This is a genomic window from Gillisia limnaea DSM 15749 (assembly GCF_000243235.1).
Taxonomy (GTDB): Bacteria; Bacteroidota; Bacteroidia; order Flavobacteriales; family Flavobacteriaceae; genus Gillisia; species Gillisia limnaea.
Window position 1 is genome coordinate 344436 of sequence record NZ_JH594606.1, and the last position, 25032, is coordinate 369467.

Genomic DNA, 25032 nt, shown 5'->3' on the forward strand with positions numbered 1-25032 from the left:
GATTCTTCCTCGCTCTAAAAGCTCGTTCAGAATGACAAAAAAGAAAGACTCATGCAGAATAACAATAAAAGGAAGTCTCGTTTAGAATGACAAAAAAAACCCGCTATTTCATTCTTAGCTTCGCTGCGTGAGGTCTCATGACCTCGCGCCTTCTGCAATTTCGAAAGAAACCGGGAATCATCTTGAAGTCTCCTGACTTCTTATCACACTCTGGTTATAACATCATTCTTTTTTCTTATTTTTAAAAAAAAGGTTCGTTCTGGTTTTGTGACTAGAGCATCAGATTATGTTTATCCATTGCGTCAAATTATATCCACGGTAATGGTGCGATGGAAGAGTTGACTTTGGCTGATAATCCTGTTGCAGATGTTTTGAAGAGTTGGAAGATATCAAGTTATAATAGTTACTAAAAGATAATCATTTCAACCTCGGGAGAGGTTGGGAAGTGCGTATTTTCAACACGTGAGGACTGGCTCAAAGTCATGAGACTTTGCGCAGCTGGGTACTTTATTTGGAAACCGGAAGTTTGAAAATTCTTTAACATTTTCACAAGGCCGCACCCCTTCAAGCTTTAGGGATTCTTCCTCGCCCAAAAGCTCTTTCAGAATGACAAAAAAGAAAGACTCGTTCAGAATGACAAAAAAACCGGGGTATGTCGTTCTGAACGCAGTGAAGAATCCTGCGTACTCATTGGACAAATTATGTTTAAAAAACGATAAAGGTTTCACTAGTCATACCTTACCCAAGCTGTAGGGACTCTTCCTCGCCCAAAAGCTCGTTCAGAATGACAAAAAACTCCTGTATTCGTTCAAGAGAATCTTCCAAAATTCCCTGCGCTCATAATTTGATGTGATTTCAGGCCTTGACCTTGAGGCTAATGACGATCTTAACTCTTCATTTTTCAATAGGTTCAACATAGAAGAATTCAATGCATTTTCATCTTTTACAGGGATTATTAATCCGTTTTTACCTTCAGAAATAATTTCATTGCAACCATTTATATCAGTAACTATGGACGGTAAATTCATCGCTCCGGCCTGCATAACCACATTGGGAAATCCTTCTCGATAACTCGGGAAAGTGAGTACATCTGAAATTGCCAGGTAAGGACGTACATCTTGCTGGTAACCTACCGAAATAATTCCCGGATGGGTTTGCATAATATCGAGAGTTTCAGGCGTTAGAGGATCTAATTCCTGTTCAAATGGGCCCACCATGAGGAGGTTACAATCCGGATTTGACTGGTGCAATTTGCTGAAAGCCTTTATCAGTTCATTGATCCCCTTTTCTGAAACCAGTCGGCCAATAAAAACAAACACCAAATTTGCTTGTGGAATATTGAGTTCCTGCTTCAATTGCATTTTAAATTCTTCCGAATATTTTGAGGGATCAAAATAGGTGGTATCAATCCCATTTGAGCTGCCTTTGCCCAAAACTTTCAATTTTGAGGGAGAAGCAAATCCTTCCTTCAGAATAATATCATATAAACCTTTAGAATTCGGGTACACTTTTGTCGCAAGGGCATAAGTGAGTTTTTCGACGAAATTCAGGATCTTTCTCTTCGAACCTGTAGTTTCCATGAGTGGAAGGCCTGCAACTGTATGTAACCTGACGGGCACACCCGCTAATTTCGCCGCAAGCATTCCTACGATCCCCGCTTTTGGGGTATGGGTATGAACAATAAAAGGTTTCTCCTTTTTGAAATACCGATATAATTTAAAAACCGCCTTTAAATCCTTCAACGGAGTGATCTCGCGGGTCATTTCCACCAAAAAGGTATTCACCTTATTATCCCGGCCAAACTTTTCTAAACGCTCTTTCTCTGCAGAAACCGCCGTCACCTCAAAGTATTGATCCATAAAAGTCAGTTGCCCTTCCAGGAGTTTTTCAAGGGATAAAGGAATGGTGGTGATGCGGATGAGTTTGTGCATATTAGTTTTTAAGAAACAGCCACAAAAGTAAACATTATTTTTAGCCTGTTTTACAAATCCTGCATCAATAGGATCTTATCCCATTAGGCTGCCTGGGGTAAGCTTTTATTTGAATGCGATAAAGACTTGATATTCAAACCAAGTGAGAGGTTTTTCTCGTGTGCAAGGAAGTAATAAATTACAAAAAAGAGAAAATACATGATCATAGATTTTTGCCTGATGATAATCCCCAAATTTGACATCACAAAAGTCATTGCGAAAGAGGTCATTAAAAATAAGACTAAACTCATTTTCACATTAACAGGAGCATTCTTAATGAATTTCAAGAAATTCAATCTAAATATTTTAAGAAAGAGCAAAATATAGATTAAATTTTCAACTGAAACGATTACCCCTAAAATCCCTGGCGCATCAAAAAACAATGGCCTGAACCAAAAGGTAAAGATCTTTTCAGGAAGGGAATATCCAGCCATATTTACACCAGACCCTGAAGAGCCCAAAGCTTCCGAACGGTTAGATGTGAACTGAATAAAATCGGCAATTAAATTCTGGGAATTAGTTAGATTAACAACTGCCAATATTTGATCCTGAACTAAAAACAACCCGGCCAGAAGTACACCACATACGGTCAGTTTCGTTTTCCATGCGATTTTTTCCTTCCCGGTCATAAAACCAATCAAAGCGCCTACGGCTAACAAAAGGAAGATGTGCGGACGAATATAAAATACAAACAGGGAACCCAAGATTAAACCTAAGATCCTGGTTTTAGCCTTGGTGATAGAATAGGCAAACAGCATCAGCCCAAGAAATATAAGAGATCCTTTTCCCAGGGAAGCCGTCCAAAAATGCATGTTGGGCAAAAAGAGGATAAGCGTAAGTAAATCTATCCGTTTGAAAACAGTGACATTCAGGGAAATATTTTCCTTAAAAAACAAATATGCAAACACAAAACCCATAAAACCAATCCAGGTAAAGAGCAGCATCATCATCTCATAGCTAAAGCCTAAACCATTTATAAATGGATAAGAAATAAAATCTATAAAGGTGGTTTCTGTCCCAAAAAAATCAAACCATTCTTTTCCTTCTTTTTGGGGTACGCTATAATACCTGGCAGAATCAGACCGATTAAAAAGAGCGTAAATGTAATAAGCCGCTCCAAAGAACAAATGATAGAAAAACAATCTGTTCATCAGTTTTACCGAGAAAAAATCGTGTTTATTCCTGATTTGCTTAAAAATATATTGGGTAAGCAGATATAAAAACGGAATTAAAAAAATTACCTGAGCTATATCGTAAAACTGTTCGGTGTCAAAATTCATGTATTGTTGTTCTCTTTTTCAGAGCAGTTGCAATTATGCATCCAAGAGAATATAAAAATTTCGGCAATACTTCCCGTTAAACTATACTAAGCTTGCTAACAAGCCTGTATAAGGCATTCAAAGGCTTTTATTTTTTGAGGGAAGAAAAAATATCTGTTAAATAATATTGGATTTCTAAAGGAATCTACAAAAAAGTGTGGAAATTTTACATAATGTTTAAAGGAGTGACGGAGTGATGGAGTAACGGAGTGATGGAGTGATGGAGTGATGGAGTGATGGAGTGATGGAGTGATGGAGTGATGGAGTGATGGAGTGATGGAGTGATGGAGTGATGGAGTGATGGAGTGATGGAGTGATGGAGTGATGGAGTGATGGAGTGATGGAGTGATGGAGTGAGATGGAGTGATGGAGTGATGGAGTGATGGAGTGATGGAGTGATGGAGTGATGGAGTGATGGAGTGATGGAGTGATGGAGTGATGGAGTGATGGAGTGATGGAGTGATGGAGTGATGGAGTGATGGAGTGATGGAGTGATGGAGTGATGGAGTGATGGAGTGATGGAGTGATGGAGTGATGGAGTGATGGAGTGATGGAGTGATGGAGTGATGGAGTGATGGAGTGATGGAGTGATGGAGTGATGGAGTGATGGAGTGATGGAGTGATGGAGTGATGGAGTGATGGAGTGATGGAGTGATGGAGTGCCTCAATAAAAAACTGCCCTTACAGGCAGTTTTTTATTGAGGTGGATCGATCTGCAGTACCAATTTTTTAAATTTAATGACATTGTCCCACTAAGTGTATAAGTTTAAAATAACAGGGGTTGGACTTTTTTAAAGTCTGACCCTTTTTTCATAGATCGTTAGGAACTGATTTAAGATAATGCCCCAGTTCCTAATAATCTAAAAAAGTCGCTCCCGTTTAGAAGCGACTTTTTTTTTTTAGTTTGTTCGTAATCTTTAAATAATCCTACGGCTTTAAAATCCGAAACCAACAGTAAGCTTTATGCAGGTTTTTTTTGATTACCCTTAATCCGGGATAACGGTTATCGTTAAAAGTACCGAGTCTGAACATTCGCCATCCACGATGGTATATTCGGTAGTATAATCTCCCGGGCCACCATTTTCCTGATCATTAAAGCGGTTTATAAGATCCCAAATTGAAGGATCAAAAGTTCCGTTCCTAACTACTCCCGGAGCCAATAAACTCAAATATAATTTCCTTACCTCGTCCCAACTCTCAATGGCTGCAGCCTGAGATTTTGTCATTGTTATAGATTTATCAGGTCCCGCATTAACATGTGCGCAAGCTGGATTGGACTGCTCATCCGGGATAACAGTTACAGTTAAAAGAACAGAATCTGTACATTCCCCGTCTCCAATAGTATATTCGGTAGAATAATCTCCCGGGCCACCATTTTCCTGATCATTGAAGCGGTTGATAAGGTCCCAAATTGAGGGATCAAAAATTCCGTTCCTAACTACTCCCGGAGCTAATAAACTCAAATACAACTTCCTTACCTCATCCCAACTTTCTATAGCAGCGGCTTCAGAAAAAGTAATGGTCATAGAATTATCCGGCCCCGCATCAACAGGTTCACAAGGAGGTTCTGACTGACCATCAGGAACCACAGTAAAAGTTAATAGAACAGAATCGGTGCATTCGCCATCCACAATGGTATATTCAGAAGTATAATCTCCAAGTCCCTGGTCTTGAAATCTATTGATCAAATCCCAAATGGAAGGATCAAAAGTTCCATTTCTAAGTACTCCCGGCGCTAATAAACTCAAATACAACTTCCTTACCTCATCCCAGCTTTCTATTGCGGCGGCTTCAGAATAAGTAATGGTCATAGAATTATCAGGGCCGGCGCAGCCGTAATCTACTAGAGCGGCGTTGACTTCATTAATGTTTTCCCCGATAATCTGGTCTTCAATTGGGTCTACAGAACAGGCTGTAAGACACAAACCAATAAATGGTAGTAGTAATAGTTTTTTCATGTTCACGGTCTTTTTTGGGTTTCTCTCTTAAATTTACAACTTAGTTTAAGGTGAAATTGACCTTTTCGATATAGGAATTGAAAAGTCGATCAAGAGATTAGTTTTGTGGATTTTAATAATTTATTTGGAGGAAATATTAAAATTTTTTGTACGAAAATCCAGAAGTATAAACCTAGTCCGTGGTCATAAAAAAAGCCAACTCATTCAAAGTTGGCTTTTAATTATAGCATATATTACAAAGATTAAAATTAGTCAGCAACAACATTTAAGGTTAAGGTAACAGAATCTGTACAATCCCCTTCCCCAATTGTATACACAGTGGTGTATTTCCCAACCCCACCCAGGGTAGGGTGATTGAACCTATTAATCAAATCCCAAATACTTGGATCAAATGTACCAACTTTAACTCCTTTTGGAACCCCAGGATCTAGCATACCCACGTACACTTTCCTTACTTCATCCCAACTGGACAGGGCTTGGGCCGCACTAAAAGTAATCTCTCTGGACTTATCTGCTCCTGCATTAGGATGTTCATAAAGATTATATTCAAAATATGACCATTGGTTACCAGATAGGTCACCTGCCCAAAAATTATATTTCTTTTTTCCCAATTGAAAGCCGGTATGAGCTCCCACCAGAAAAGAATCTCCAAAAGAGTTTAAAGGAAATTGATAGGTGTACTCCTGTACCGCGGGATTAAAAGATCTTTGATTATCCATTTTATTGATAATAATTCCTCCATTCCTTGTGGTTGGAAAACCGGAAATGTCTGCATCTATATGAAGATTGGACTGCACAAGGTCATAATCGCCATTTGCTATAATTTTTAAGTAAATAAATTCCAGGTCATTTCTAACCTCAATTCTTCCTGCGTCTGCGTAATTGAAAGTAGTAACAGAACATCCATTAATTTCAAAAACAGCATCCATAACCACTAATTGTGCATCGATAGGATCTGTTTCAACAGGGTCAACGCTGCAAGCCCCCAGGCAAAAAGCGGACAAAACCAAGAGTAATAATTTTTTCATAAGGAGATATTTATTGTTTTTAATGGTCATATGCAATTCGCATATCTAAATCGGTGTTTGTACTGTATTCGCGTTATGCTCATTTCATAATATCATAAATTGGATTAATTATCAGGAAATTAGCTCAACAAATTTCAAAAACTAGGAAAAAATTAGGGTTTTCGATATGAGGTTAAAAAAGCCCGTTTAACAACCTTAATTAAAGGAAATGCTTAGGATTAGTCTTACCATATTTCGCTAAAAAGAACGCTTAGGAACCTTATGGGAATAAGCTTGTTTTCCAATTTACATCCAATCAAAAGTTCTATATTTGAGTGAAAAATTAATTCTGAAGATGGAATGAAGAATAAAAAACTATTTATTTACGGGGTTGGTGGTTTGGCAGATTATGCCGCATATGTTTTTAAGAATGATTCAGACTTTGAGGTGCTGGGTTCATGTATTGAAAAAACTTACCTTGAGAAGAATCCGAATGACTCAAAGGAAACAAAGATATATGAGGATATTGAGGACAAGTTACTTCAAGAAAATACTTTCCTATTTATTGCAGTAGGTAATAATATCGTTAGGGAGCGAATTTATAACATGTCTAAACACAAAGGAATCAAAATGGCTACCTATATTTCCTCAAAGGCCTCAACCTGGGAGAATCTTGTAATTGGAGAAAATTGCTTTATTGGTGAAGGATCTGTGATACAACCCTTTGTGAAAATAGGAAACAATTGTATTTTGTTTGGTGCACGCCTGGGCCATCATACTGTTATGGGAGATCACGTTCTTTTAAGCGGTCCTACTATTGGCGGAAATGTGAGAGTTGGTGATTTTTCTTTTATCGGCCTCAATTCCGTAGTTCTACAAAACCTGGAAATTGGCTCTAAAAATATCATAGGGATGGGAGTCGCTATAAAAACCTCCACAGGGGAAGGGGAAGTGTACTCCTCCCCTAACTTCACCAAAAGGAAAGTGAGTTTTGATGATATAAGTAAGAACTATTTAAACTAGATTTTCGCTCAATGACCTTTCAGGAATTTCAGGAAAAGTATCGAAAAACCAAGGTAGAGGAGTTATCTTCTTCTACTTCAAAAAACCCGGTTGTAAGCGTTTTAGTTCAAACTTACCAGCAAAAGGATTTCATAAAAGAATGTTTGGATAGTATCCTGATGCAGGAAACGAAGTTTGATTTTGAGATTCTTATAGGTGAAGATGGCTCAAAAGATGGTACCAGACAAATTTGCCTGGACTACGCTAAAAAATATCCCAATAAATTAAGATTAATTCTTCATCACCCAGAAAATAAAATAAAAGTAGACGGAGTTACAACCGGCAACTACAATGCCTTTTATAATTTCTATAATGCAAAAGGAAAATACGTAGCTTTTTGTGAAGGAGATGATTATTGGGCAGATCCTTTGAAGTTACAGAAACAGGTAGATTTTCTTGAATCAAATCCTGGGGTTGGTTTTGTATATCATTCTTTTATTACAATTGATAATAAGGGACAAAAAATTGAAAGCCCCGAGGAAATTCATCAGCCAAAATGGGATATAACCAAGGAAGAATTATTTAAAGGAAAATACCATCCTCTTTTATTGAGCATTTGCTTTAGAAATATTTTTACTGAAATTCCCAGGCAGATGGCAGAAGTTCTGAATGTTGACACCTTCTTGTTTAGCTATCTCGGAAAATTTGGAGACGCAAAATTTCAGCCTGATATTGAACCGGCTTGTTACCGACAACATCCAGGAGGGACCTGGTCTCACCGAATGAAAGAAAATAAATTTCTTTCTAAAATTATTACTTATCGAGGGTTAAGTCGGTATTATCTTCTCCACGAAAATAAGGAATTATATACCTTTTATTTTAATAGACTTCAAAGCAGTTATAAGATGTTGATTTACTATTATTTGAAAAATGGGAATCTGGTTTCCGCATCAAAAATCCTCAGCAAATTATTACTATTAAGAAAATAATATTTTGTCTGAGAACGGAAATCTCAGGAAGATAAAATTCTGGTATAAACAGTTTATCTGTTTATTTGTAAAGATGTTGAGATGTTTTGAAGCTATTTCCTGCTATCCGCTATATCTTTTTTGAAGAAAAATCAAAAAAGGATGCCGCTTCTATCAGGGCTAAAATCAAAAGCATTTATTATTTCGTCAATATCGACTTTAGGAGAAATCTCATTACCATAGCCATTTTATGTGGTCTGTAGCTTACCGACTAAACTCCTCAACAAATTAAGCGTATTACCTTTAAAAAGCTTCTCAATACAATTCCGGTTCAAAAAAATCCAAATCGTATTATTAAGTTCGACCCTGAAACATAGCGAGGATCAGGGTGCCAAACACATTATGTTACATTGTTTTTATCACTCCTGCTTATGTAAAAATATTTTCATCCATTGCCGCTTGCTTTAGTCAGAGGTTCAGTAAGTAGGTAAAGCAGGGCTTTAGCCCCATTGTTTTTACCACGCCTGCTTATGTAAAAAATATTTTCATCCATTGCCCCTGGCTTTAGCCAGGGATCCAGTAAGTATGTAAAGTAGGGCTTTAGCCCCATTGTTTTTTATCACTCCTGCTTATGTAAAAAATGTGGCTAAAGCCAATTTCAAATTCAAACTGTTTCCGGCAGTTAAAACTGCCGGAAATGGATGTATTTTTTTGTATCTATTCGCTGGTAGTTAAAACTGACTTCAATCATTCTTTTATCTTTATCTAAATTTATTTCAGTTAAAACTGTATTTAAAGGAATTCAGCAATTTATTTATGAAATTGAAATGCATTAAGTAAAAAATGTTTTTCATCCATTGCTCCTGGCTTTAGCCAGGGATCCAATAAGTAGGTAAAGCAGGGCTTTAGCCCCATTGTTTTTATCACTCCTGTATATGTAAAAAATATTTTCTTCCATTGCCCCTGGCTTTAGCCAGGGATCCAGTAAGTATGTAAAGTAGGGCTTTAGCCCCATTGTTTTTTACCACGCCTGCTTATGTGAAAAATGTGGCTAAAGCCAATTTTAAATTCAAACTGTTTCCGGCAGTTAAAACTGCCGGAAATGGATGTTTTTTTATGTATCTATTCGCCTGGTAGTTAAAACTGACTTTAATCATTCTTTTATCTTTATCTAAATTTATTTCAGTTAAAACTGTATTTAAAGGAATTCAGCAATTTATTTATGAAATTGAAATGCATTAAGTAAAAAATGTTTTTCATCCATTGCTCCTGGCTTTAGCCAGGGATCCAATAAGTAGGTAAAGCAGGGCTTTAGCCTCATTGTTTTTATCACTCCTGAATATGTAAAAAATATTTTCTTCCATTGCCCCTGGCTTTAGCCAGGGATCCAGTAAGTATGTAAAGTAGGGCTTTAGCCCCATTGTTTTTTTATCACTCCTGCTTATGTGAAAAATGTGGCTAAAGCCAATTTCAAATTCAAACTGTTTCCGGCAGTTAAAACTGGCCGAAAATGGATGTTTTTTTAATGTACTATTTCGCTGGTAGTTAAAACTGACTTCAATCATTCTTTTACTGATTGTCTGTAATTAGTAAAAATAAAGAAAAAGAGGGTAAAAGCTGAAAATTGGGCGAAATACCGGGTTTTCTTAATTCCTTTTTTCCCGGAAATGTTATTCGGGAAACAAAACACCAATTCCAAAGGGAGGGGATTCTTTCTTTGGCCCCAAAAGCCTGGTCCAAAAAGGCAAAAAAAAGGAAGAAAAGCTAGTTGATTGACAAAGAGCCTCCCAAGGTGGCAATCTGAACGCACTAAAGAATAACAAAAAAGCATCCTTGATTTGTCATCCTGAACGCAGTGAAGAATCCCGCGTACTCAATGGACGACTCAAGTTCGAAAGCCGATAAATATTTAACCCAACTCCTACCCCCCCCACTCAAAGTAGGGATTCTTCCTCGCCCAAAAGCTCGTTAGAATGACAAAAAACGCCCCTGATATGTCATTCTGAACGCAGTGAAGAATCCCGCGTACTCAATTGGCAAATCATGTCTCTAACTCCTTAGCCGAATCACATTACACTTCAAGACCTACTCAAAGTAGGGATTCTTTCTCGCCCAAAAGCTCGTCAGAATGACAAAAAAGGAGAAAAGCTAGTTGATTGACAAAGAGCCTCCCAAGGTGGCAATCTGAACGCACTAAAGAATAACAAAAAAGCATCCTTGATTTGTCATCCTGAACGCAGTGAAGAATCCCGCGTACTCAACGGACGACTCAAGTTCGAAAGCCGATAAATATTAGACTACTCCTACCCCCCCACTCAAAGTAGGGATTCTTCCTCGCCCAAAAGCTCGTCAGAATGACAAAAAACGCCCCTGATATGTCATTCTGAACGCAGTGAAGAATCCCGCGTACTCAATTGGCAAATCATGTTCGAAAGCCGATAAGAGTTTCACTACTCAAAACCTCATTCACGCCGTAGGGATTCTTCCTCGCCCAAAAGCTCGTTCAGAATGACAAAAAAGGAGAAAACCTTGTTCAGATTAACAAAAACCTCCCCGGCATAGCATTCTGAACGCAGTGAAGAATCCTGCATACTCAACCCTTAACAATCTTCTTATAAAAAGATTCGTATTCTTTACTGACCTTTTTAATCTCAAAATTTTTCCTGGCATTCTCCAAAGAACTTTCAGTTCTCTCTTTCCAATCTTTTATGGTTAGTGCTTCCTTCATTTTATCGCCTAAGTCTTTAATATTACCGGACTTAAAAAACAGCGCTCCATTCTCTACAAAACATTCCCTGTTTTCAGCAATATCTGATACGATTGAGGGAGTTTTAGAAATAATAGCTTCTATGAGGGCGCCGGGCAATCCTTCAAAATAAGAGGGGAAAACAAAATAATCTGCAAGGGCCAAAAGTTTTGCCACATCTTCCCTGTATCCCAACAGAAAAACATTTTTTTCCAAGCCAAGGCTTTTAATGAAATTTTCCAATTCCCCCCGAAAAGATCCCTCACCTGCTATAAGCAAAATCAGTTTTGGATTTTGCGCATTTAAAACCTTAAAAGCCTTCAAAAGGTCCAATTGACCTTTTCCCTTATGGAGCCTGCTCACATTTAAGAAAACTATATGATCTTCCGGATTCAATTCCTTTTTAAGCAAACTAACAGATTCGGCAGTTGGCAAATAATCTTCAAAACATCTCCCCCTGTAAATCACCTTTACTTTATTCCCGGGAATCCCTAAAGCTTTTATATTAGATTTTTTGATCGCATTAGAATTGCAAACAAAAAAATCGACCTTACCGGCAGTCTTCCTGTCCTTCAATTGAGTTGAAAAGAGTTTAATTCTTGAAAGGGGTGACAATTGTCTGTATCGATTTACTCCATAAGAGTTGCTTACAAAGCTGCCAACTAAAAAGATGTGCGGGAAGACCTGTTTTAATTTTCGGGCGACCATATCGGCCCTAAAGAGCGTGGAATGAATAATTTCGGGCTCCTCTTTATTTATAATTGGAATTATTGAATTTACAGCCTCTTTGAAACTGGTTTCTGATTCCAGTGCCTGAGAGTAAACCTTAATTCCCTCTAATTCAAGACTTGGTTTAAGTTTATCTCCTTTTTTAAGATGTATAAATATCGGGGTAACCTCCTCAAAATGCTGCGCAATTTGAACAATGCTTTTTTCTGCCCCGTAACCGCTTAAAGAATCAATGATATAAATAACTTTCATACGAGTATTTTCAAATAAATAATCCTTAATAGAGCCTTTATTTTTAGAGGATATGTTTGCCATGATTTAGTGTATAAAACTAAAGCAGACCTTCTTTTATTAATTTTTTCGAAATTATATCCAATCATATAAAGCAACTGAGAGTGTTGGCTAGGATGAGAGTTGTATTTGTCCAAATGTTTTCTATATTGATGAAAATAAGAGAATAATTTATTTCGAGCTGAGTCGCTTGTTCGAAGATTGGAATCTAAAAGATATCCAGATAAAGGTTTCTCGATTAGTCCTATTCTAAGTTTTTCAATACTACATATTCTTAGCCCTAATTCGTAATTTTCTCCAAACTTAATATATTCATCATACCCACCTACAGCATAAAATATACTTTTTCTATAGGCCACACTCCCTGCCAATAAATTCAACTTCAAATTCTTATACATGATATCTAATTGTTGAATCTTCCATAAGCTTTGCACGCCATTTATTGTTTTAAGAACTTCCCAACATATAAGGTCATATTCATTCAAATATAAATCTTGAATTTCAGAAATCAACCCAGGAAAAATATAATCATCAGAATCTAAAAACATCAAAAATTCTCCAATGGCCTTTGATGCTCCATAGTTCCTAGCGGAAGAAACGCCTTTATTTTCTTGGAAAGAATATTGAACTTTTGGATGATCAAGAAAGGTTTTAATAACCTCATAGGTATCATCATCCGAGCCATCGTCTACAATAATGAGTTCCCATGAATCAGAAGTTTGATCAATTACACTTTTTATAGCTTTTAAAATAGAACCAGATCGGTTATATGTCGGAATAATTATAGAAATTAACTTGCCTGAGGACTTCATAAATTAAATATAAGCAATTGTTACATTCTATACCTATTGCAGGGATAGACTAAATTTCTGAGCGTAATTTTTCTCCAAGCGCTTTCATATTTAATGATTTGAAACCATATTTTGCATTACAAAACTTATAATGCTGCAAGATCTTTTTTAAATCTGATAAATTCTCATCAGAATTGTTTCCAAAATTATGGGGATGCCACCACAAATGATAAACCTCATTGTTTTTCGCGGCAAAGCTCATTTCCGATTTGATCCTTTTCAATTTCAAATTGTTGAGAAATTTATTTGTAGAATAAGGACGTAATAACCTGCTCGCCTTTTGAGACAAAGGTTTTCCTTTTTCAACATCCAAATCGCTTAATTTGTATGATTTATTATTGGAACCTAAATATGCATCACCGGTCCTGAAAATCTTATTCTTTAAGGAATCATTTTGGGTGTCTTTCCAATACCAAGCTATAGGATTGGATCGCACATTTTCGATTCCCAAATAATAACAAACCTTTAAATAGTCTTCATTGAACTGATTTCTCGGAAATACCAGGGATTTAAGTTCTATCCCCATTTGTTTGGCGAGTTCAATTGATTTTTCCAGATCGGCTTTGAAGAAGGCTAAAGTCTGACCTTCTTCCAGGCAATAATAATGCGAATAGGTATGGGTTCCAACTTCCTGATGAGGAGTATTTTGAATTTGCTGAATGAGATCCTTTGCGAAACAAAAAAATTCTGTCTCCGTCGAATTTAATGCTTTACCATAAACATACGCTGAAAGATTGGTGTTTTTATAATCTGGCAAAATTTCAAGTTTATTCCCCCTCCATTCTTCCCAATTTTTATTGAACAACATTCCCACGGTAGCCCAGGTACAATGAATATCATATTCCGAAAACAAGCCTAAAATTTCAGGAATAACTTTTCGCGTATTTTTAAAGTAAGTTTCCTTTTCTTTATAATCCACCTTATCAAAAACTCCCCAAAGAAGTTCAAAATCGAGAGAAATTACTAAAAAGCCGTTTGTTGATTCGTTCATTTGTTGATTTGTTATTTCGGGATTCGGGATTCGATATTCGTTGATCCGTTTACCCCCCAGCTCCCCTCAAGGGGGAGAAGGAGATTTTTCGGTTTTCGGTTTTCGGTTTTCGGTTTTCGGTTTTCGGTTTTCGGTTTTCGGTTTTCGGTTTATTATTCTAAGTAACACAATATTACTTTTAAACAGGTTTCAATGATCACATCCTCAAACCATATCATCATTATAAAATCACTTCATCACAACGTCACAATTTTACTTCGTCACTTCATCACAGCGTCACCTCATCACAACGTCACTTCATCACTTCATCACAGCGGTACTTCTTCACAGCAACCCTCCTTCACTCTTCACTTCTTCACTCTCTCACTCCATAACTTTGTCACTTCGTCACTCCGTCACAATATTTTCACTCCTCATCTCCATATCTCTTTTCGATTTTAGTTTCTTTAGCCTAAGTATCTTATCATATTTCTTCTGTGCTAAATAATAATAAATCACAAAAAAGGCAAAATACATTACCATTGACTTCTGCCGCATAATGATTCCTAAATTGGACATCACAAAAGTCATTGCGAAAGAAGATAATAGAAAGACCACCAAACTCATTTTGACAATTACATTCGACTTGATCAAAAACTTTATAAAATCCTTTTTTAGAATTTTAAAGAATAGCAATAAGTACATTAAATTTTCCACTGATGTAATTAAACCCAGAATTCCGGGTGCATCAAAAAATAAAGGCCGGAACCAGAAAGTGAAGAATTTTAAAGGCAAGGGATAAGATGCCATGGAAACTCCGGACCCGGAAGTTCCTAAAGATGCAGATCTATCCTCCGAAAAATCTTCAAAACCTTCCACAAGATTCTCTGATCCTTCGAGACCTGCAACTCCAAGTATAGTATCTTGAACCAGAACAAGGCCCCCAATAAGTGAAATATAAATAAGTGCTTTTTTCCAAAATGAAATTTTTTCCTTTCCACTCATATATCCAAGCACCGTACCCACTGCCACAAACATAAATACATGAGGACGGATATAGTAAATAAGAATAGACCCTATAATTAATGCTATAAGTCTGGATTTAGTGTTTTTAATCGCATAAGCAAATAGCATCAATCCCAAAAAAATGGGAGCTCCTTTTCCCAAAGATGCGGTCCAGAAATGCATATTTGGAAAGAATAAAATTAAAGTAAGAAGATCGAAACGATTAAAGACGGTTATTTTAATAGGAATATTCTCCCTGAAAAAAAGATAGGCATATACGAATCCTAAGTATCCTAACCAGGCGAAAAACGCCATAATCATTTCATAATTGAAGCCTAAAAAATTGATGAAGGGATAGGAAAGGAAATCTATAAATGTGGTACCAGTACCAAAAAATTCGAACCATGATTTAGCTTCATTTTGAGGCCTGTCAAAGTAAGCCAAGGAGTCAGATGGATTAGATAATGCGTATAAGTAATAAACAACCCAAAAAAAGAAATGATAGAAAAATAGAATATTCATCAATTCCTTTGAAAAGAAGGCATGTTTTTTAAACAGGGAACTAAAAAGTCCCTGGGTGATAAGAAATAGTATTAATATTAAAAAAACGGCTCCCAGCATATTAAAATAGTTCCAGATCCCCTAAAGTGTAGGACCAATTGTTAAGCTGTAATAATTCCTGTTTTAAATTTGTGTCCAAATTTACATCTCTCAGGGTTAATACCGGGCCATATTTTCCGGAAAACCCTATTTCAAAATTAAATCCCGCAGAAGTTGTAATAAGCTGCGCCCCAAATTTTTTACTTAATTGCTTTATTGATTTATTGATTTTTCGCCGACCAGGATCGTTAGAAAAAATATGCTCTGTAATTCGAAGTTCTTTAAAATATTTTTGATCTTTCATATATCCTGCGAGATAAAAATCTTGATCTGCCTTTACCTCGTATTTTTGCAAAGGATTATTTTCATAACGCCAGGAGAGATATTCCGGAGATTTTAGAGTAAATAATTTATTTTCCTCCGCTTTTAATTTATTATATTTTGAAATCAATCCAGCTAATTGAGCATCGGAACTATTATTATTTATCTCGTATACCTCGGGGTTTTTATTTCCAAGCCAATTTACCGGATTAGCAGGAATTATCCGGATCTTTAATTTATCCACTTCTTCCCAACCCATTTTCAGATATCCCGGCAAACTTTGGGTATTAGGAGTGTTAAAAATAAGATCATCCCCATGCTCCTTAGCTATTTCTATCGCTTTCAAAGTGAGTTTTTTGAAAACCCCTTTTCCCTGGTGCTCGGGATGGGTTGCTGTATCTACCGCTCTCAATGCTGAAAACACCTGTTTTCCCAATTGCCATTTCCACCTCATCAAAGCACGAACCCCAATAATAGTGTCATTTTCCACTGCCACCAAAACCAGGGATTTTCCAAACGGGTTTTCCACATGTTTGTACCTCCACACCTCTTCCGTCTTTTTTGAGGAAGTTTCACCAAGGCTGGCTTTTAGTACTTCTATAATTTCCGGTATGTCCAGCTCTGTGGCTTCTCTAATTAACATTGTTGATTCGGGATTGGTTAATTGGTTGATTCGTTAGTTCGTTAGTTTGTTGAATTGTTGAATTGTTGATTCGTTGATTGGGGATTCGTTTACCCCCCGACCCCTAAAGGGGGAGAAGCAGATTTTTCTGTTTTCTGTTTTCTGTTTTCGTTTATTATTTCAACTAACACAATGTTACTTCATCACAACGTCACTTCATCATAGCATCACAACACCCTAAAGGGGGAGAAGGAGATTTTTCTGTTTTCTGTTTTCTGTTTTCGTTTATTATTTCACCTAACACAATGTTACTTCATCACAACGTCACTTCTTCACAGCATCACAATATTACTTCATCACAATATTACTTCATCACAGGATCACTTCTTCATGAGGTCACTCCATCACAGTGTCACTTTTTCACAGCTTCACCTCCTCACAGAATCACTTCGTCACTTAATCACTCCTTCACTCGTTCACAACATCAATCCGTCACTTCATCACAGAAAGATAGATCTCCTCCAATTCATCAACCATCCTTTTTAGACTAAATGAATTCACAGCGCGTTCACGGGCTGCTTTTTTAAAGTTGTTTAACTTAACAGGATTATCAATTAAAACCTGGCACAATTCTGAAAGTTTATTCCATTCTTCGACTTTACATGTCAAACCGTCCTGTTTATCACGAATTACTTCTTTAATCCCTCCAGCATCTGTTGAAACAATGGCACATTCCATACTCATAGCTTCAAGAAGGGCAATGGGCAATCCTTCAAAGGAGCTGCTCATCATAAAAATATCCATCGCTGAAAAATAGGGTTTCACATCGGTTTTTAAACCCGGAAAGAAAACCTTTTTTTCTAATTTTAATTTTATCAATTCCGCTTTGATCTCCTCTTCCAAAGGTCCGGCACCGACTATTATCCCATATACATTTGGATTTTTAGTTTCAATTTCCTTAAAAACCTGTAACCATTCAATAAGTCTCTTTTGAAACCTGAAGACAGCAACATTCCCAATGACTAATGCGTTTTCTGGAATGCCCAATTCCTTTTTTGTTTTAATTTCCAAATCAGGATTTCTTCTGAATGAATCTGTATTAGCACCGTTTAGCAGTGTTTTAACAGGAATTTTTGGGTTGATATTTTTCTTTATAGAATTGGTTACATCTTCGGAAACCCCCAGCGCTAAGCTCTGGGAATTAAATGTGAATTGATTGATCTTTTTTGTAGCAATATGATAGCGTTCCTGCATATTATGCTCGGTATAAACAACCGGAATTTTAGTCCTCGAAAAAACCAGTCTTCCTAAAAATCCAGCCCAGGGCAAATGACAATGGATAACATCTATTTCATTTGTTTTGCAATACTCAATAACTCCAGAATACTGTTGCAATAATTTTATATTGTTGGATGCAGAAAAACAAGTCACCTTTCCCCCTGCATTTTCGATAGTCTCTACCATTTGATCCTTCCAGGGCAGGAAATAAATATAGTGAAATTCAAATTTTTCTATATCGTGCAACTTTAAGGTTTCAGGTAGCAACATTTCAGCACCGCCACGACCAAGAGATTTTATTATATGAAGGATTTTTATTTTTTGCATTTATATGGAAATCTTGATCGGCAAATTTAAAGTATTATAAAACGACGGCAAGGATTTAAGAGGAATTTAAGAAACACGAATTTCACGGATTTTGAAAACGCGAATTTAGGAAGCTGCCCCCCGGATCCCCTATAGGGGGAGAGGATATATTGGTTTAAAAAAAATAATTCACTTCATGACACCATCATAATATCACAAAGACACCAATTAACTCCGGATGCTTCGGGACCGAATTAACCAATTAACTAATTTCCTGCATCACAACATCACTTTAACCAATCAACCCCCGATGCTTCGGTACGAAATCCAATTGTCGTAAGTTTCATTTACTCCCCCTTCGGGGGCTGGGGGGCTACAGCCTCATAAACTTCAACAAACTTCTTAGCGATCTCTTTATTCATATAATCCTTAATCACCATCTTGTGGGCAGTTTCAATTTGTTCGAAATCTGGATTTCCCAAAGTTTTTAAAACTGCGTTTACAAAATTATCCTCATCATCCTTTTCTATTAAACTTCCGGTTTGAGAGCTGACAATTTCTGAAATGCCACCAACGTTGTATGCAACTACAGGAGTTTTGCAAAACATTGCCTCTAATAATACCGCGGGAAGACCTTCTATATTACTTGGCAGAACCAAAATATCAGCTGCTGATATATAGGGTAATGGATTTCTGACGCCTTCATAAAATTTAACAGAATCTATCAGATCCAATTGGTGTACCTCCTCTTCCATTACATTGCGCAGTGGACCTTCTCCTATTAAATGCAGAAAATAATTTTGATTTAAAGTAGTTAACTTTTTAAAAATCGAAAGCAATCCTTTATGGTTTTTCTCCCGTGTAAAAGATCCAACATGAATAATATTAGATCTCCTGGGTGAAAAAGCGATGGCAGTTTCAGCTGTTTTAATTGGATCAATCCCTATTGGAACAACGACGGTTTTGTTTTTTGTAAAAGGAAATACCTTGTTTAAATCTCTTTTTGATGCGTGGGAGACTGAGATTACCCTATCTACATTGAATAGCAGAAAGGAATTTATAAATTTTGAAAAATGATTTTTAATATAATAACTGGTTGTACTGGCGTTCCTATATACAATTGGAGCTTTCCATCTATAAATCAATTTTGAAAAAACCGCATATTTTAAGGTATCTGCAGCATTAGCCTGAATTATATCCGGTTTAAATCCTTCAATAATATCGGCAAGTTTTTTCCATCCCTGTAAATCGAGATAGCGATTGGAATCTTGATTTGATAGAGTAGGTATTTCATTTTTGAAGGGAAGCAACGCGTCTCCATCATAAATACTGACAATTTCAACCTCATTTCCCAAATTCATAAGATGGCTAGAGAGTTGACAAGCAAATATTTCTGCTCCCCGGTATTGTTTTTGTTGAATGATTTGAAGGATTCTCATCTAAAACTTTTTTCCGGAATTAATTTTCGATATAACGCCTCAAATTTTTGAGCATTCTTTAGCGGATTAAATTCTTCTGCCACTAAATTATACGCATTAGTCCCCAATTCAGTTTTTAAATCTTCATTTAATATTATTTTTAATAAGGTTTGTTTAAATTCTTCCTTATCAAAATCGTCTATAATATAACCTGTTTTTCCGCTAATAATAACTTCACAAACTCCCCCCACGTTCGTTGCCACAGAAGGAACGTATTGGGTTCCTGCCTCCAAAATAACACCTGGAACCCCTTCTACTTTACTAGATAATACAAAGCAATCTGATGCCGAAAGAAGCTCCGGTATATCTTTTCTAAAACCTAAAAGGAATACGGTCCTTTCTAATTTACGCTTTGTTATCTCATTTTTAATATGCTCAAATAAAACTCCATTCCCAACGCATACTAATTTAATGGATGAATTTAAAGATTTTAACCCTTCAAAAATATCCAATAAAAATTCATGATTTTTTTCAGGACTAAAATTACCTATGTGAATAGTTATCTTATCCTCCTTTTTAAGATCTAACTGAGCCCGTATTTTTTGAGATTCAAGAGCTTTATCAACTTCTTTAATTGGGATTCCCCTTCTAATAACCGTAGTTTTTTCTCTAGGGTAGTTAAATGTCTTAATAAAATCTTGTATTGCTTCCTCGCCAACGGAGGTAACATGATCTACTTTTTTAAAGATTTGCTTGTACAATAGCTTCTTAGGTCCTTGAGAAACCCATTCACTTATCATACTTATATTTCTATAAACAATAGGTGTCTTTGGGATAAAGATAGAAGCAGCTATCATATACTTCAAAGTATCAGATCCATTGCATTGGATTATTTCCGGCTTCGTTTTTTTAATAAGTTTGACAAGCTTCTTAATAAGGCCCAGAGAAAATCTTCCATCCTTGGATCCTATTAAATCATAATGTTCAGCATTCTCCACACTTAGAACATCTTGATCATTTTTATAAAGACCAACAAAGATTATTTCATGGCCAAGTTTTATCAATTCAGCGCTCAAATTTGCGGCAAATACTTCAGCTCCTCTATATTGACGTTTGGTAACTAATTGAAGAATTCTCATGAATATTTATCATTCTTAATATCATTTTCCAAAACATTTTCAAATAAGTTAATATATTTGTCAGCCATAATTTCTAAGGAAAATTGATTTGAGTAATTCCTAATAAATTCGTTATCCCAAGTTGTGTGAAACATCTTAGAGATTCCTAGAGCCAATGAACTATCGCTTCGTTCCTGGATAGTTAGCATAGTTTTATTGTTATATAAATCATCAACTGCATCTAGGTCAGAAAACGTTACGCATGGCAGGCCATAAACAAAACCTTCAACTATAGGTAGACCGAAACCTTCTTTGATACTGACCATTATATTATAATCACTTTGTTTATAATAATCTTGAAGATCATCCTTTTTAACATATCCGCAGAATTTTACATTACCCAATTCTTCTTCATCCAATTTTTTTAAAAATTTGCCTTCTGTCCCATCTGCTCCAACAAATAAAATAACGAAATCTTTTTTTATCTGAGAATCTAATAATTTATATGATCTAATAATTTGCTCTTGATTTTTATTTTTGTCAATTCTTCCCACACAGAGCATTATTTTTTGCTCTGGATTAATACTATACTTATCTCTAATATTTAGAGCTTCGCTTGCATCATAGTAATTAATATCACTACCATTAGTAATTACTTTGAAATTATTAGAATTTGAAATTTTCAAATAACTCAAAATCGAATTCCGTACTCCTGAACTTACAACTGTTACAACATTTCCATTCTGCTCTGAATTCTTTAAAAATTCTTTTTCAATTCCAGCTTCTTTATTCGGGATTTTTTTTGAATCACTAAAAGAATTTAAACCATGCAGCGTTGTAACATATTTTAAATTATATTTTTCACATATATCGATAATTGGCTTATTAAAATAACCTACTCCATGAATATGAACTATATCATATTTATTATCTTTTATTACTCTTTCCAGATAACCACAAGAAATATAATAGTAAATTACATATAGAGCTTTCTTAAACCTCAGCTTATCTACATAAATAATTTGTAATGCTTTGAAAATTAAAGATAATGTTGAATATTTAAAAATTTCTAACCAAGTGAGTTTTAAAAAATTTACATCACAATAAAGTTGTCCTTTATTAAAATTGAATTTTGTTAAAAGATCCACTTGGCATCCTTTTTTAGCTATCGACTTACTTATATCCCAGGTCATATAGCCATAACCACTTTTCCTACGAATAAATTCAGGTAATTCCTTAATGGTGACATAAGTAGGCAGTTCAAGAATCTTCATATTCAAAATTACTAAATAAATTAAAATTTATGAGTAGTAGTATTGCTCGTCCGTATTGAGAGCAATTTAAATTTCAGCACGTAAATTAACCTCTAATCCTAATAATATTAGTAGAGCTTCACTATAATCAGATTTTCTTTTAAGATGATCGGAAAATATTTTTTTTGGTGACAACCAAGGAACGACATTTCTATTAGAAAGAGATACACAAGCTTCTTCCACTGCATTCTTTAAGCTCAAATTTTGCCGTATAGCTTCAGGATAATATAAATAATTAATTCCTAATGGAGGAACATGGTAATTCCGCAACAATCGTGATAATTCAAGTCTCGACTTAATTTTTGCTTTTGCTAACAAATGAGCAATCCTGTTATTATTATATAATTTTAATCCTAGATTATTTTTACAAGGAATATCCAAATCATAATTTTTGTTCAGAATTATTTTCTTAAATAAGAAACTATTTTTTCTATATTCTTTAGGAATTCCAAGCATAAAAGAAACCCAATCGGGATGAATTAAAGGGGTTATTAAATTCATGTTATTTGGAAATAAAATAGGCTTAGTACTCGCTGGGATTCTATTATATAATGTGATAAGTTCATAGTCTGTAAGACCGCTTTTATATGACGCTAACGGAGGGGTTATCAGTGATTTAGCAGGATCATAATTTTTATGAGATAATCTCATATTTTTAGATTTATTTTCATTCCTACAAAAATGTTCGATATTCTTTCCATCTACCCCTTTATGAGAATATGAACCGGCTATGAAATCACCAATGAAACCAGACCAAATATTAGAATTATTTTTGAATTCTAATACTTTTCTATTAATAAAAATATCTGGTACAGACGTCCAACTTCCACCGTTTTGAGCAGATTTGACTAAATTATCAATGGAGTAATCTAAGGTTACACAATTAATTCTATCAATAGAAACGCCAGTTTTTTTAGCTTATTTTTTTGGGATTTCATAATCGGATGTATAAGGTGAACCAAAAGTAACAAGCTGAATATTGGATGTATCAACTCTTTTTAATAAAGAAGATAAAATTACCCTGCTATCAAGTCCTCCACTTATTGGAATTACATGATTTGCATTAGCACATTTTGATAATTCTTCATCAAAAACGAAATCAAGTATATCACCCCCTTTCTTAATTAGAGAACTTTCAGATAATTTATTTAGAATTGAATTGATGGAATTTGGTAATTGCAGAATACTTTTAATCGAACCTAATTCCGGAATGTATCCAAAATATAAATAATCGTTTAAATGTGAATTGGTAATACTTAACATTATAAAATAATCTTTTAAAAATTTTAAACACTTAATTTATTATACAAAATAAAAACAGAGTTGCTGAGTATATCTGACCATAAGGAGTAATATATACTGCTAAAAAAAATAATTTTTCAATATTAGTTTACCTTGGTTATAGTAAAATAGAATTGGTTTAAAAAAACCTATAATATAGGGAATTAAGTTAGCTCGAAATTTCTATATTTTTATAATTAGAATGCAGTTTTGTTCGTGCCTTAGGAGTAATGAAGGGGCAGGAATTTATTAATTTTGGAATGTCAAGATTAATTGGTTTAAAGGTTGCCTTAGCAATAATTTGATCTAAATTGGTATTTATGTTAATATGCTGACAACTATAATCATCAACATTTATGGATTCATAGTAATCTTCAAATTTAAATCCAGCTCCTAAAACTTTATTGGAAAAAGAAATCCATTGGGTAGGTATACCATAGGCGTCTGACACAATTAGGCCATGAAGAGAACTAGATAATATAATATCACAGTCTAAAATTTCATCGATGAAATTTTTCCAATCCAAACCGCACATAATATCAATAACGGTTAAATCCTTATTTTGTTTCTGAACCTTTTGAATCCAGTCATGGTTTTTATCAGCATAATGAGGAATAAGTCCAACTTTAAATTTTTTTGGTTTTTTATCAGGGAAATACATATAAGGTAATAGTAGAGCCGGATCTCCCAATGCTATTCCCAAAGTGTCATAACCTTCCTTCTCAAGTATTTTAAGAGTCAATGGTCCTCTAACCGCTAAAATCTCCAGTTTATCACTCTTTAAGGTAGAGTTTTCAGCTATAAATCCCGCACCCCAAATTACAGAGGGTTTCTTTACCCATTGCAAAATACTTCCGATAACAATGTATATTTTATCACCCTTTTTAACATTCAAAAAGTCAGCATGTATTATTTTCTTTTCAGATAAAAATTCAATTAAAATAGTATTCAATGCGTCTCCAAAATTTTTAGACCATCCACCTCCACCGGCCAATATATAGCCCCCATTTATTGAATTATACTTGTACTTTTCTAATACAGATACTGGAAAAGTTATTATTTTGTTTTTGATTTTTCTAAATCGAAACTTCAAACTTTTAGCTATATTCATAGAACCTTATTGTTAAACTCATTAATCAAATTATTTGCTCTTTGTTTCCAGGTATAATTTTTTAAGAAATCATGGTATGCATTAGATGAAATCTTATCACTTAGTATTTCGTTATTCATTAAAACATTAATAGCATCCTCCCATTCAGAAATTTTATCAGGATCACACAAAATAGCATTTTCACCATTTATTAATATTTCCTTCAAAATTGGAATGTCTGAAGTTATTAATGCTCTTTGTGAAGACATGTATTCGAAAATCTTTAGTGGTGACATCCAGAGTGCAATGTTATTAGATGATTTCTCATCCTTTACATGAACAGAAGATTGATAAGGAGCTATAAGAACGTCAAAGGACTTAATATATTGTGGGGTTTTGGCGTGCGGAATAAAACCATGAAAATGAATATTTTTTTGTCCTTCATTTATTTCTCTCTTCCAATGTAAAATATCCTTTTCTTTTCCTCCTACTATATGGAAGTCAACATTTGGCATTCTGGAAGATAATGGAATGATAATTTCCATACCTTTTCCCTTATACAGACTGCCAACATATCCTACATTAAAATCTCCAATTAGGTTCGTTACTGGTTTAACCTCATGAGGAAATTCATCAGCTCCATCAGGTGCTACGATAATTTTTTCCTCACTAATATCATGTGAATCAATCAAATACCTTTTTAGTGCATGGGAGATTACAACCCACTTTTGAACTTTATTTAATTTAAGTATTATTAGAAATATTTTCTTCAAAAATTTACTTTTAGAATCAAATGGTTCGTGAATTTCAAAAAAAAATTTTTATTCAATAAAGATAACCAGAGAGCAGGATATATCGCTCTTGTATAA

General features: G+C 35.1%; 20 protein-coding genes. 2 read left to right on the plus strand and 18 right to left on the minus strand.

What is annotated here, in order from left to right; genetic code table 11:
* Positions 1-779 precede the first annotated feature (779 nt).
* The 4 genes from GILLI_RS03265 to GILLI_RS03280 form a co-directional block, all read right to left on the minus strand.
* Complete coding sequence (locus GILLI_RS03265) at positions 780-1931, minus strand: glycosyltransferase family 4 protein (protein WP_006987699.1); 1152 nt, start codon at positions 1929-1931, stop codon at positions 780-782.
* 83 nt (positions 1932-2014) lie between these two features.
* Entirely contained in the window at positions 2015-3250 is a 1236-nt protein-coding gene (locus tag GILLI_RS03270) for a hypothetical protein (RefSeq protein ID WP_006987700.1), read from the minus strand.
* Between the two features lie 1025 nt (positions 3251-4275).
* Positions 4276-5247, minus strand: a complete 972-nt coding sequence (locus GILLI_RS03275) for a hypothetical protein (RefSeq protein WP_006987702.1) — start codon at positions 5245-5247, stop codon at positions 4276-4278.
* A 248-nt stretch (positions 5248-5495) separates the two neighbouring features.
* Positions 5496-6275: a putative periplasmic lipoprotein gene (locus tag GILLI_RS03280; protein WP_006987703.1), complete on the minus strand. Its 780-nt coding sequence runs from the start codon at positions 6273-6275 to the stop codon at positions 5496-5498.
* 339 nt (positions 6276-6614) lie between these two features.
* On the opposite strand from GILLI_RS03280, the gene GILLI_RS03285 reads away from it, so the two are divergent.
* Both GILLI_RS03285 and GILLI_RS03290 read left to right on the plus strand, forming a co-directional pair.
* Positions 6615-7277, plus strand: coding sequence for an acetyltransferase (locus GILLI_RS03285; RefSeq protein ID WP_006987704.1), 663 nt, complete (start codon positions 6615-6617; stop codon positions 7275-7277).
* Between the two features lie 11 nt (positions 7278-7288).
* Entirely contained in the window at positions 7289-8245 is a 957-nt protein-coding gene (locus tag GILLI_RS03290; RefSeq protein ID WP_006987705.1) for a glycosyltransferase, read from the plus strand.
* 1235 nt (positions 8246-9480) lie between these two features.
* On the opposite strand, the gene GILLI_RS03295 is transcribed toward GILLI_RS03290, so the two are convergent.
* The 14 genes from GILLI_RS03295 to GILLI_RS03360 all read right to left on the minus strand — a co-directional run bounded on the left by GILLI_RS03295 (position 9481) and on the right by GILLI_RS03360 (position 24936).
* Positions 9481-9789: a hypothetical protein gene (locus GILLI_RS03295; protein WP_006987709.1), complete on the minus strand. Its 309-nt coding sequence runs from the start codon at positions 9787-9789 to the stop codon at positions 9481-9483.
* Positions 9790-10817: 1028 nt separating this feature from the next.
* Positions 10818-11951, minus strand: coding sequence for a glycosyltransferase (locus GILLI_RS03300; protein WP_006987710.1), 1134 nt, complete (start codon positions 11949-11951; stop codon positions 10818-10820).
* The gene (locus tag GILLI_RS17575) at positions 11948-12802 is read right to left on the minus strand and encodes a glycosyltransferase family 2 protein (protein WP_006987711.1); all 855 of its coding nucleotides are present in this window, start codon (positions 12800-12802) and stop codon (positions 11948-11950) included. Before GILLI_RS17575 ends, GILLI_RS03300 begins: the two co-directional genes overlap by 4 nt.
* A gap of 49 nt (positions 12803-12851) precedes the next feature.
* Positions 12852-13832: a polysaccharide deacetylase family protein gene (locus tag GILLI_RS03310; protein ID WP_006987712.1), complete on the minus strand. Its 981-nt coding sequence runs from the start codon at positions 13830-13832 to the stop codon at positions 12852-12854.
* A 387-nt stretch (positions 13833-14219) separates the two neighbouring features.
* A complete protein-coding gene (locus tag GILLI_RS03315; protein WP_006987713.1) occupies positions 14220-15437 on the minus strand; it encodes a hypothetical protein in 1218 nt (405 codons plus the stop codon).
* Between the two features lies 1 nt (position 15438).
* On the minus strand, positions 15439-16380 hold the full coding sequence (locus tag GILLI_RS03320; RefSeq protein ID WP_006987714.1) for a GNAT family N-acetyltransferase: 942 nt from the start codon (positions 16378-16380) through the stop codon (positions 15439-15441).
* A 471-nt stretch (positions 16381-16851) separates the two neighbouring features.
* Positions 16852-17964 (minus strand): glycosyltransferase, encoded by a 1113-nt coding sequence (locus GILLI_RS03325; protein WP_006987715.1) that lies wholly within the window; start codon positions 17962-17964, stop codon positions 16852-16854.
* 326 nt (positions 17965-18290) lie between these two features.
* Positions 18291-19382 (minus strand): glycosyltransferase, encoded by a 1092-nt coding sequence (locus tag GILLI_RS03330; protein ID WP_006987716.1) that lies wholly within the window; start codon positions 19380-19382, stop codon positions 18291-18293.
* Complete coding sequence (locus GILLI_RS03335; protein WP_006987717.1) at positions 19379-20500, minus strand: glycosyltransferase family 4 protein; 1122 nt, start codon at positions 20498-20500, stop codon at positions 19379-19381. The genes GILLI_RS03330 and GILLI_RS03335 overlap by 4 nt, the downstream gene beginning before the upstream one ends.
* On the minus strand, positions 20497-21753 hold the full coding sequence (locus GILLI_RS03340) for a glycosyltransferase family 4 protein (RefSeq protein WP_006987718.1): 1257 nt from the start codon (positions 21751-21753) through the stop codon (positions 20497-20499). The genes GILLI_RS03335 and GILLI_RS03340 overlap by 4 nt, the downstream gene beginning before the upstream one ends.
* Positions 21754-21819: 66 nt before the next feature.
* Complete coding sequence (locus GILLI_RS03345) at positions 21820-22443, minus strand: hypothetical protein (RefSeq protein ID WP_006987719.1); 624 nt, start codon at positions 22441-22443, stop codon at positions 21820-21822.
* 267 nt (positions 22444-22710) lie between these two features.
* The gene (locus GILLI_RS03350) at positions 22711-23055 is read right to left on the minus strand and encodes a hypothetical protein (protein WP_040506362.1); all 345 of its coding nucleotides are present in this window, start codon (positions 23053-23055) and stop codon (positions 22711-22713) included.
* Between the two features lie 187 nt (positions 23056-23242).
* The gene (locus tag GILLI_RS03355; RefSeq protein ID WP_006987720.1) at positions 23243-24184 is read right to left on the minus strand and encodes a polysaccharide pyruvyl transferase family protein; all 942 of its coding nucleotides are present in this window, start codon (positions 24182-24184) and stop codon (positions 23243-23245) included.
* Entirely contained in the window at positions 24181-24936 is a 756-nt protein-coding gene (locus GILLI_RS03360) for a glycosyltransferase family 4 protein (protein WP_050855575.1), read from the minus strand. The genes GILLI_RS03355 and GILLI_RS03360 overlap by 4 nt, the downstream gene beginning before the upstream one ends.
* Positions 24937-25032 lie beyond the last annotated feature (96 nt).

Excerpts from the sequence above, each read along its gene's own strand:
- GILLI_RS03330 (WP_006987716.1), bottom strand. The coding sequence starts at position 19,382 with ATGAGAATCCTTCAAATCATTCAACAAAAACAATACCGGGGAGCAGAA.
- GILLI_RS03300 (WP_006987710.1), bottom strand. The coding sequence starts at position 11,951 with ATGAAAGTTATTTATATCATTGATTCTTTAAGCGGTTACGGGGCAGAA.
- GILLI_RS03325 (WP_006987715.1), bottom strand. The coding sequence starts at position 17,964 with ATGCAAAAAATAAAAATCCTTCATATAATAAAATCTCTTGGTCGTGGC.
- GILLI_RS03270 (WP_006987700.1), bottom strand. The coding sequence starts at position 3,250 with ATGAATTTTGACACCGAACAGTTTTACGATATAGCTCAGGTAATTTTT.
- GILLI_RS03285 (WP_006987704.1), top strand. The coding sequence starts at position 6,615 with ATGAAGAATAAAAAACTATTTATTTACGGGGTTGGTGGTTTGGCAGAT.
- GILLI_RS03290 (WP_006987705.1), top strand. The coding sequence starts at position 7,289 with ATGACCTTTCAGGAATTTCAGGAAAAGTATCGAAAAACCAAGGTAGAG.
- GILLI_RS03265 (WP_006987699.1), bottom strand. The coding sequence starts at position 1,931 with ATGCACAAACTCATCCGCATCACCACCATTCCTTTATCCCTTGAAAAA.
- GILLI_RS03310 (WP_006987712.1), bottom strand. The coding sequence starts at position 13,832 with ATGAACGAATCAACAAACGGCTTTTTAGTAATTTCTCTCGATTTTGAA.
- GILLI_RS03320 (WP_006987714.1), bottom strand. The coding sequence starts at position 16,380 with ATGTTAATTAGAGAAGCCACAGAGCTGGACATACCGGAAATTATAGAA.
- GILLI_RS17575 (WP_006987711.1), bottom strand. The coding sequence starts at position 12,802 with ATGAAGTCCTCAGGCAAGTTAATTTCTATAATTATTCCGACATATAAC.
- GILLI_RS03275 (WP_006987702.1), bottom strand. The coding sequence starts at position 5,247 with ATGAAAAAACTATTACTACTACCATTTATTGGTTTGTGTCTTACAGCC.
- GILLI_RS03280 (WP_006987703.1), bottom strand. The coding sequence starts at position 6,275 with ATGAAAAAATTATTACTCTTGGTTTTGTCCGCTTTTTGCCTGGGGGCT.
- GILLI_RS03315 (WP_006987713.1), bottom strand. The coding sequence starts at position 15,437 with ATGCTGGGAGCCGTTTTTTTAATATTAATACTATTTCTTATCACCCAG.
- GILLI_RS03340 (WP_006987718.1), bottom strand. The coding sequence starts at position 21,753 with ATGAAGATTCTTGAACTGCCTACTTATGTCACCATTAAGGAATTACCT.
- GILLI_RS03350 (WP_040506362.1), bottom strand. The coding sequence starts at position 23,055 with ATGTTAAGTATTACCAATTCACATTTAAACGATTATTTATATTTTGGA.
- GILLI_RS03295 (WP_006987709.1), bottom strand. The coding sequence starts at position 9,789 with ATGATTGAAGTCAGTTTTAACTACCAGCGAAATAGTACATTAAAAAAA.
- GILLI_RS03335 (WP_006987717.1), bottom strand. The coding sequence starts at position 20,500 with ATGAGAATTCTTCAATTAGTTACCAAACGTCAATATAGAGGAGCTGAA.
- GILLI_RS03345 (WP_006987719.1), bottom strand. The coding sequence starts at position 22,443 with ATGAGATTATCTCATAAAAATTATGATCCTGCTAAATCACTGATAACC.
- GILLI_RS03355 (WP_006987720.1), bottom strand. The coding sequence starts at position 24,184 with ATGAATATAGCTAAAAGTTTGAAGTTTCGATTTAGAAAAATCAAAAAC.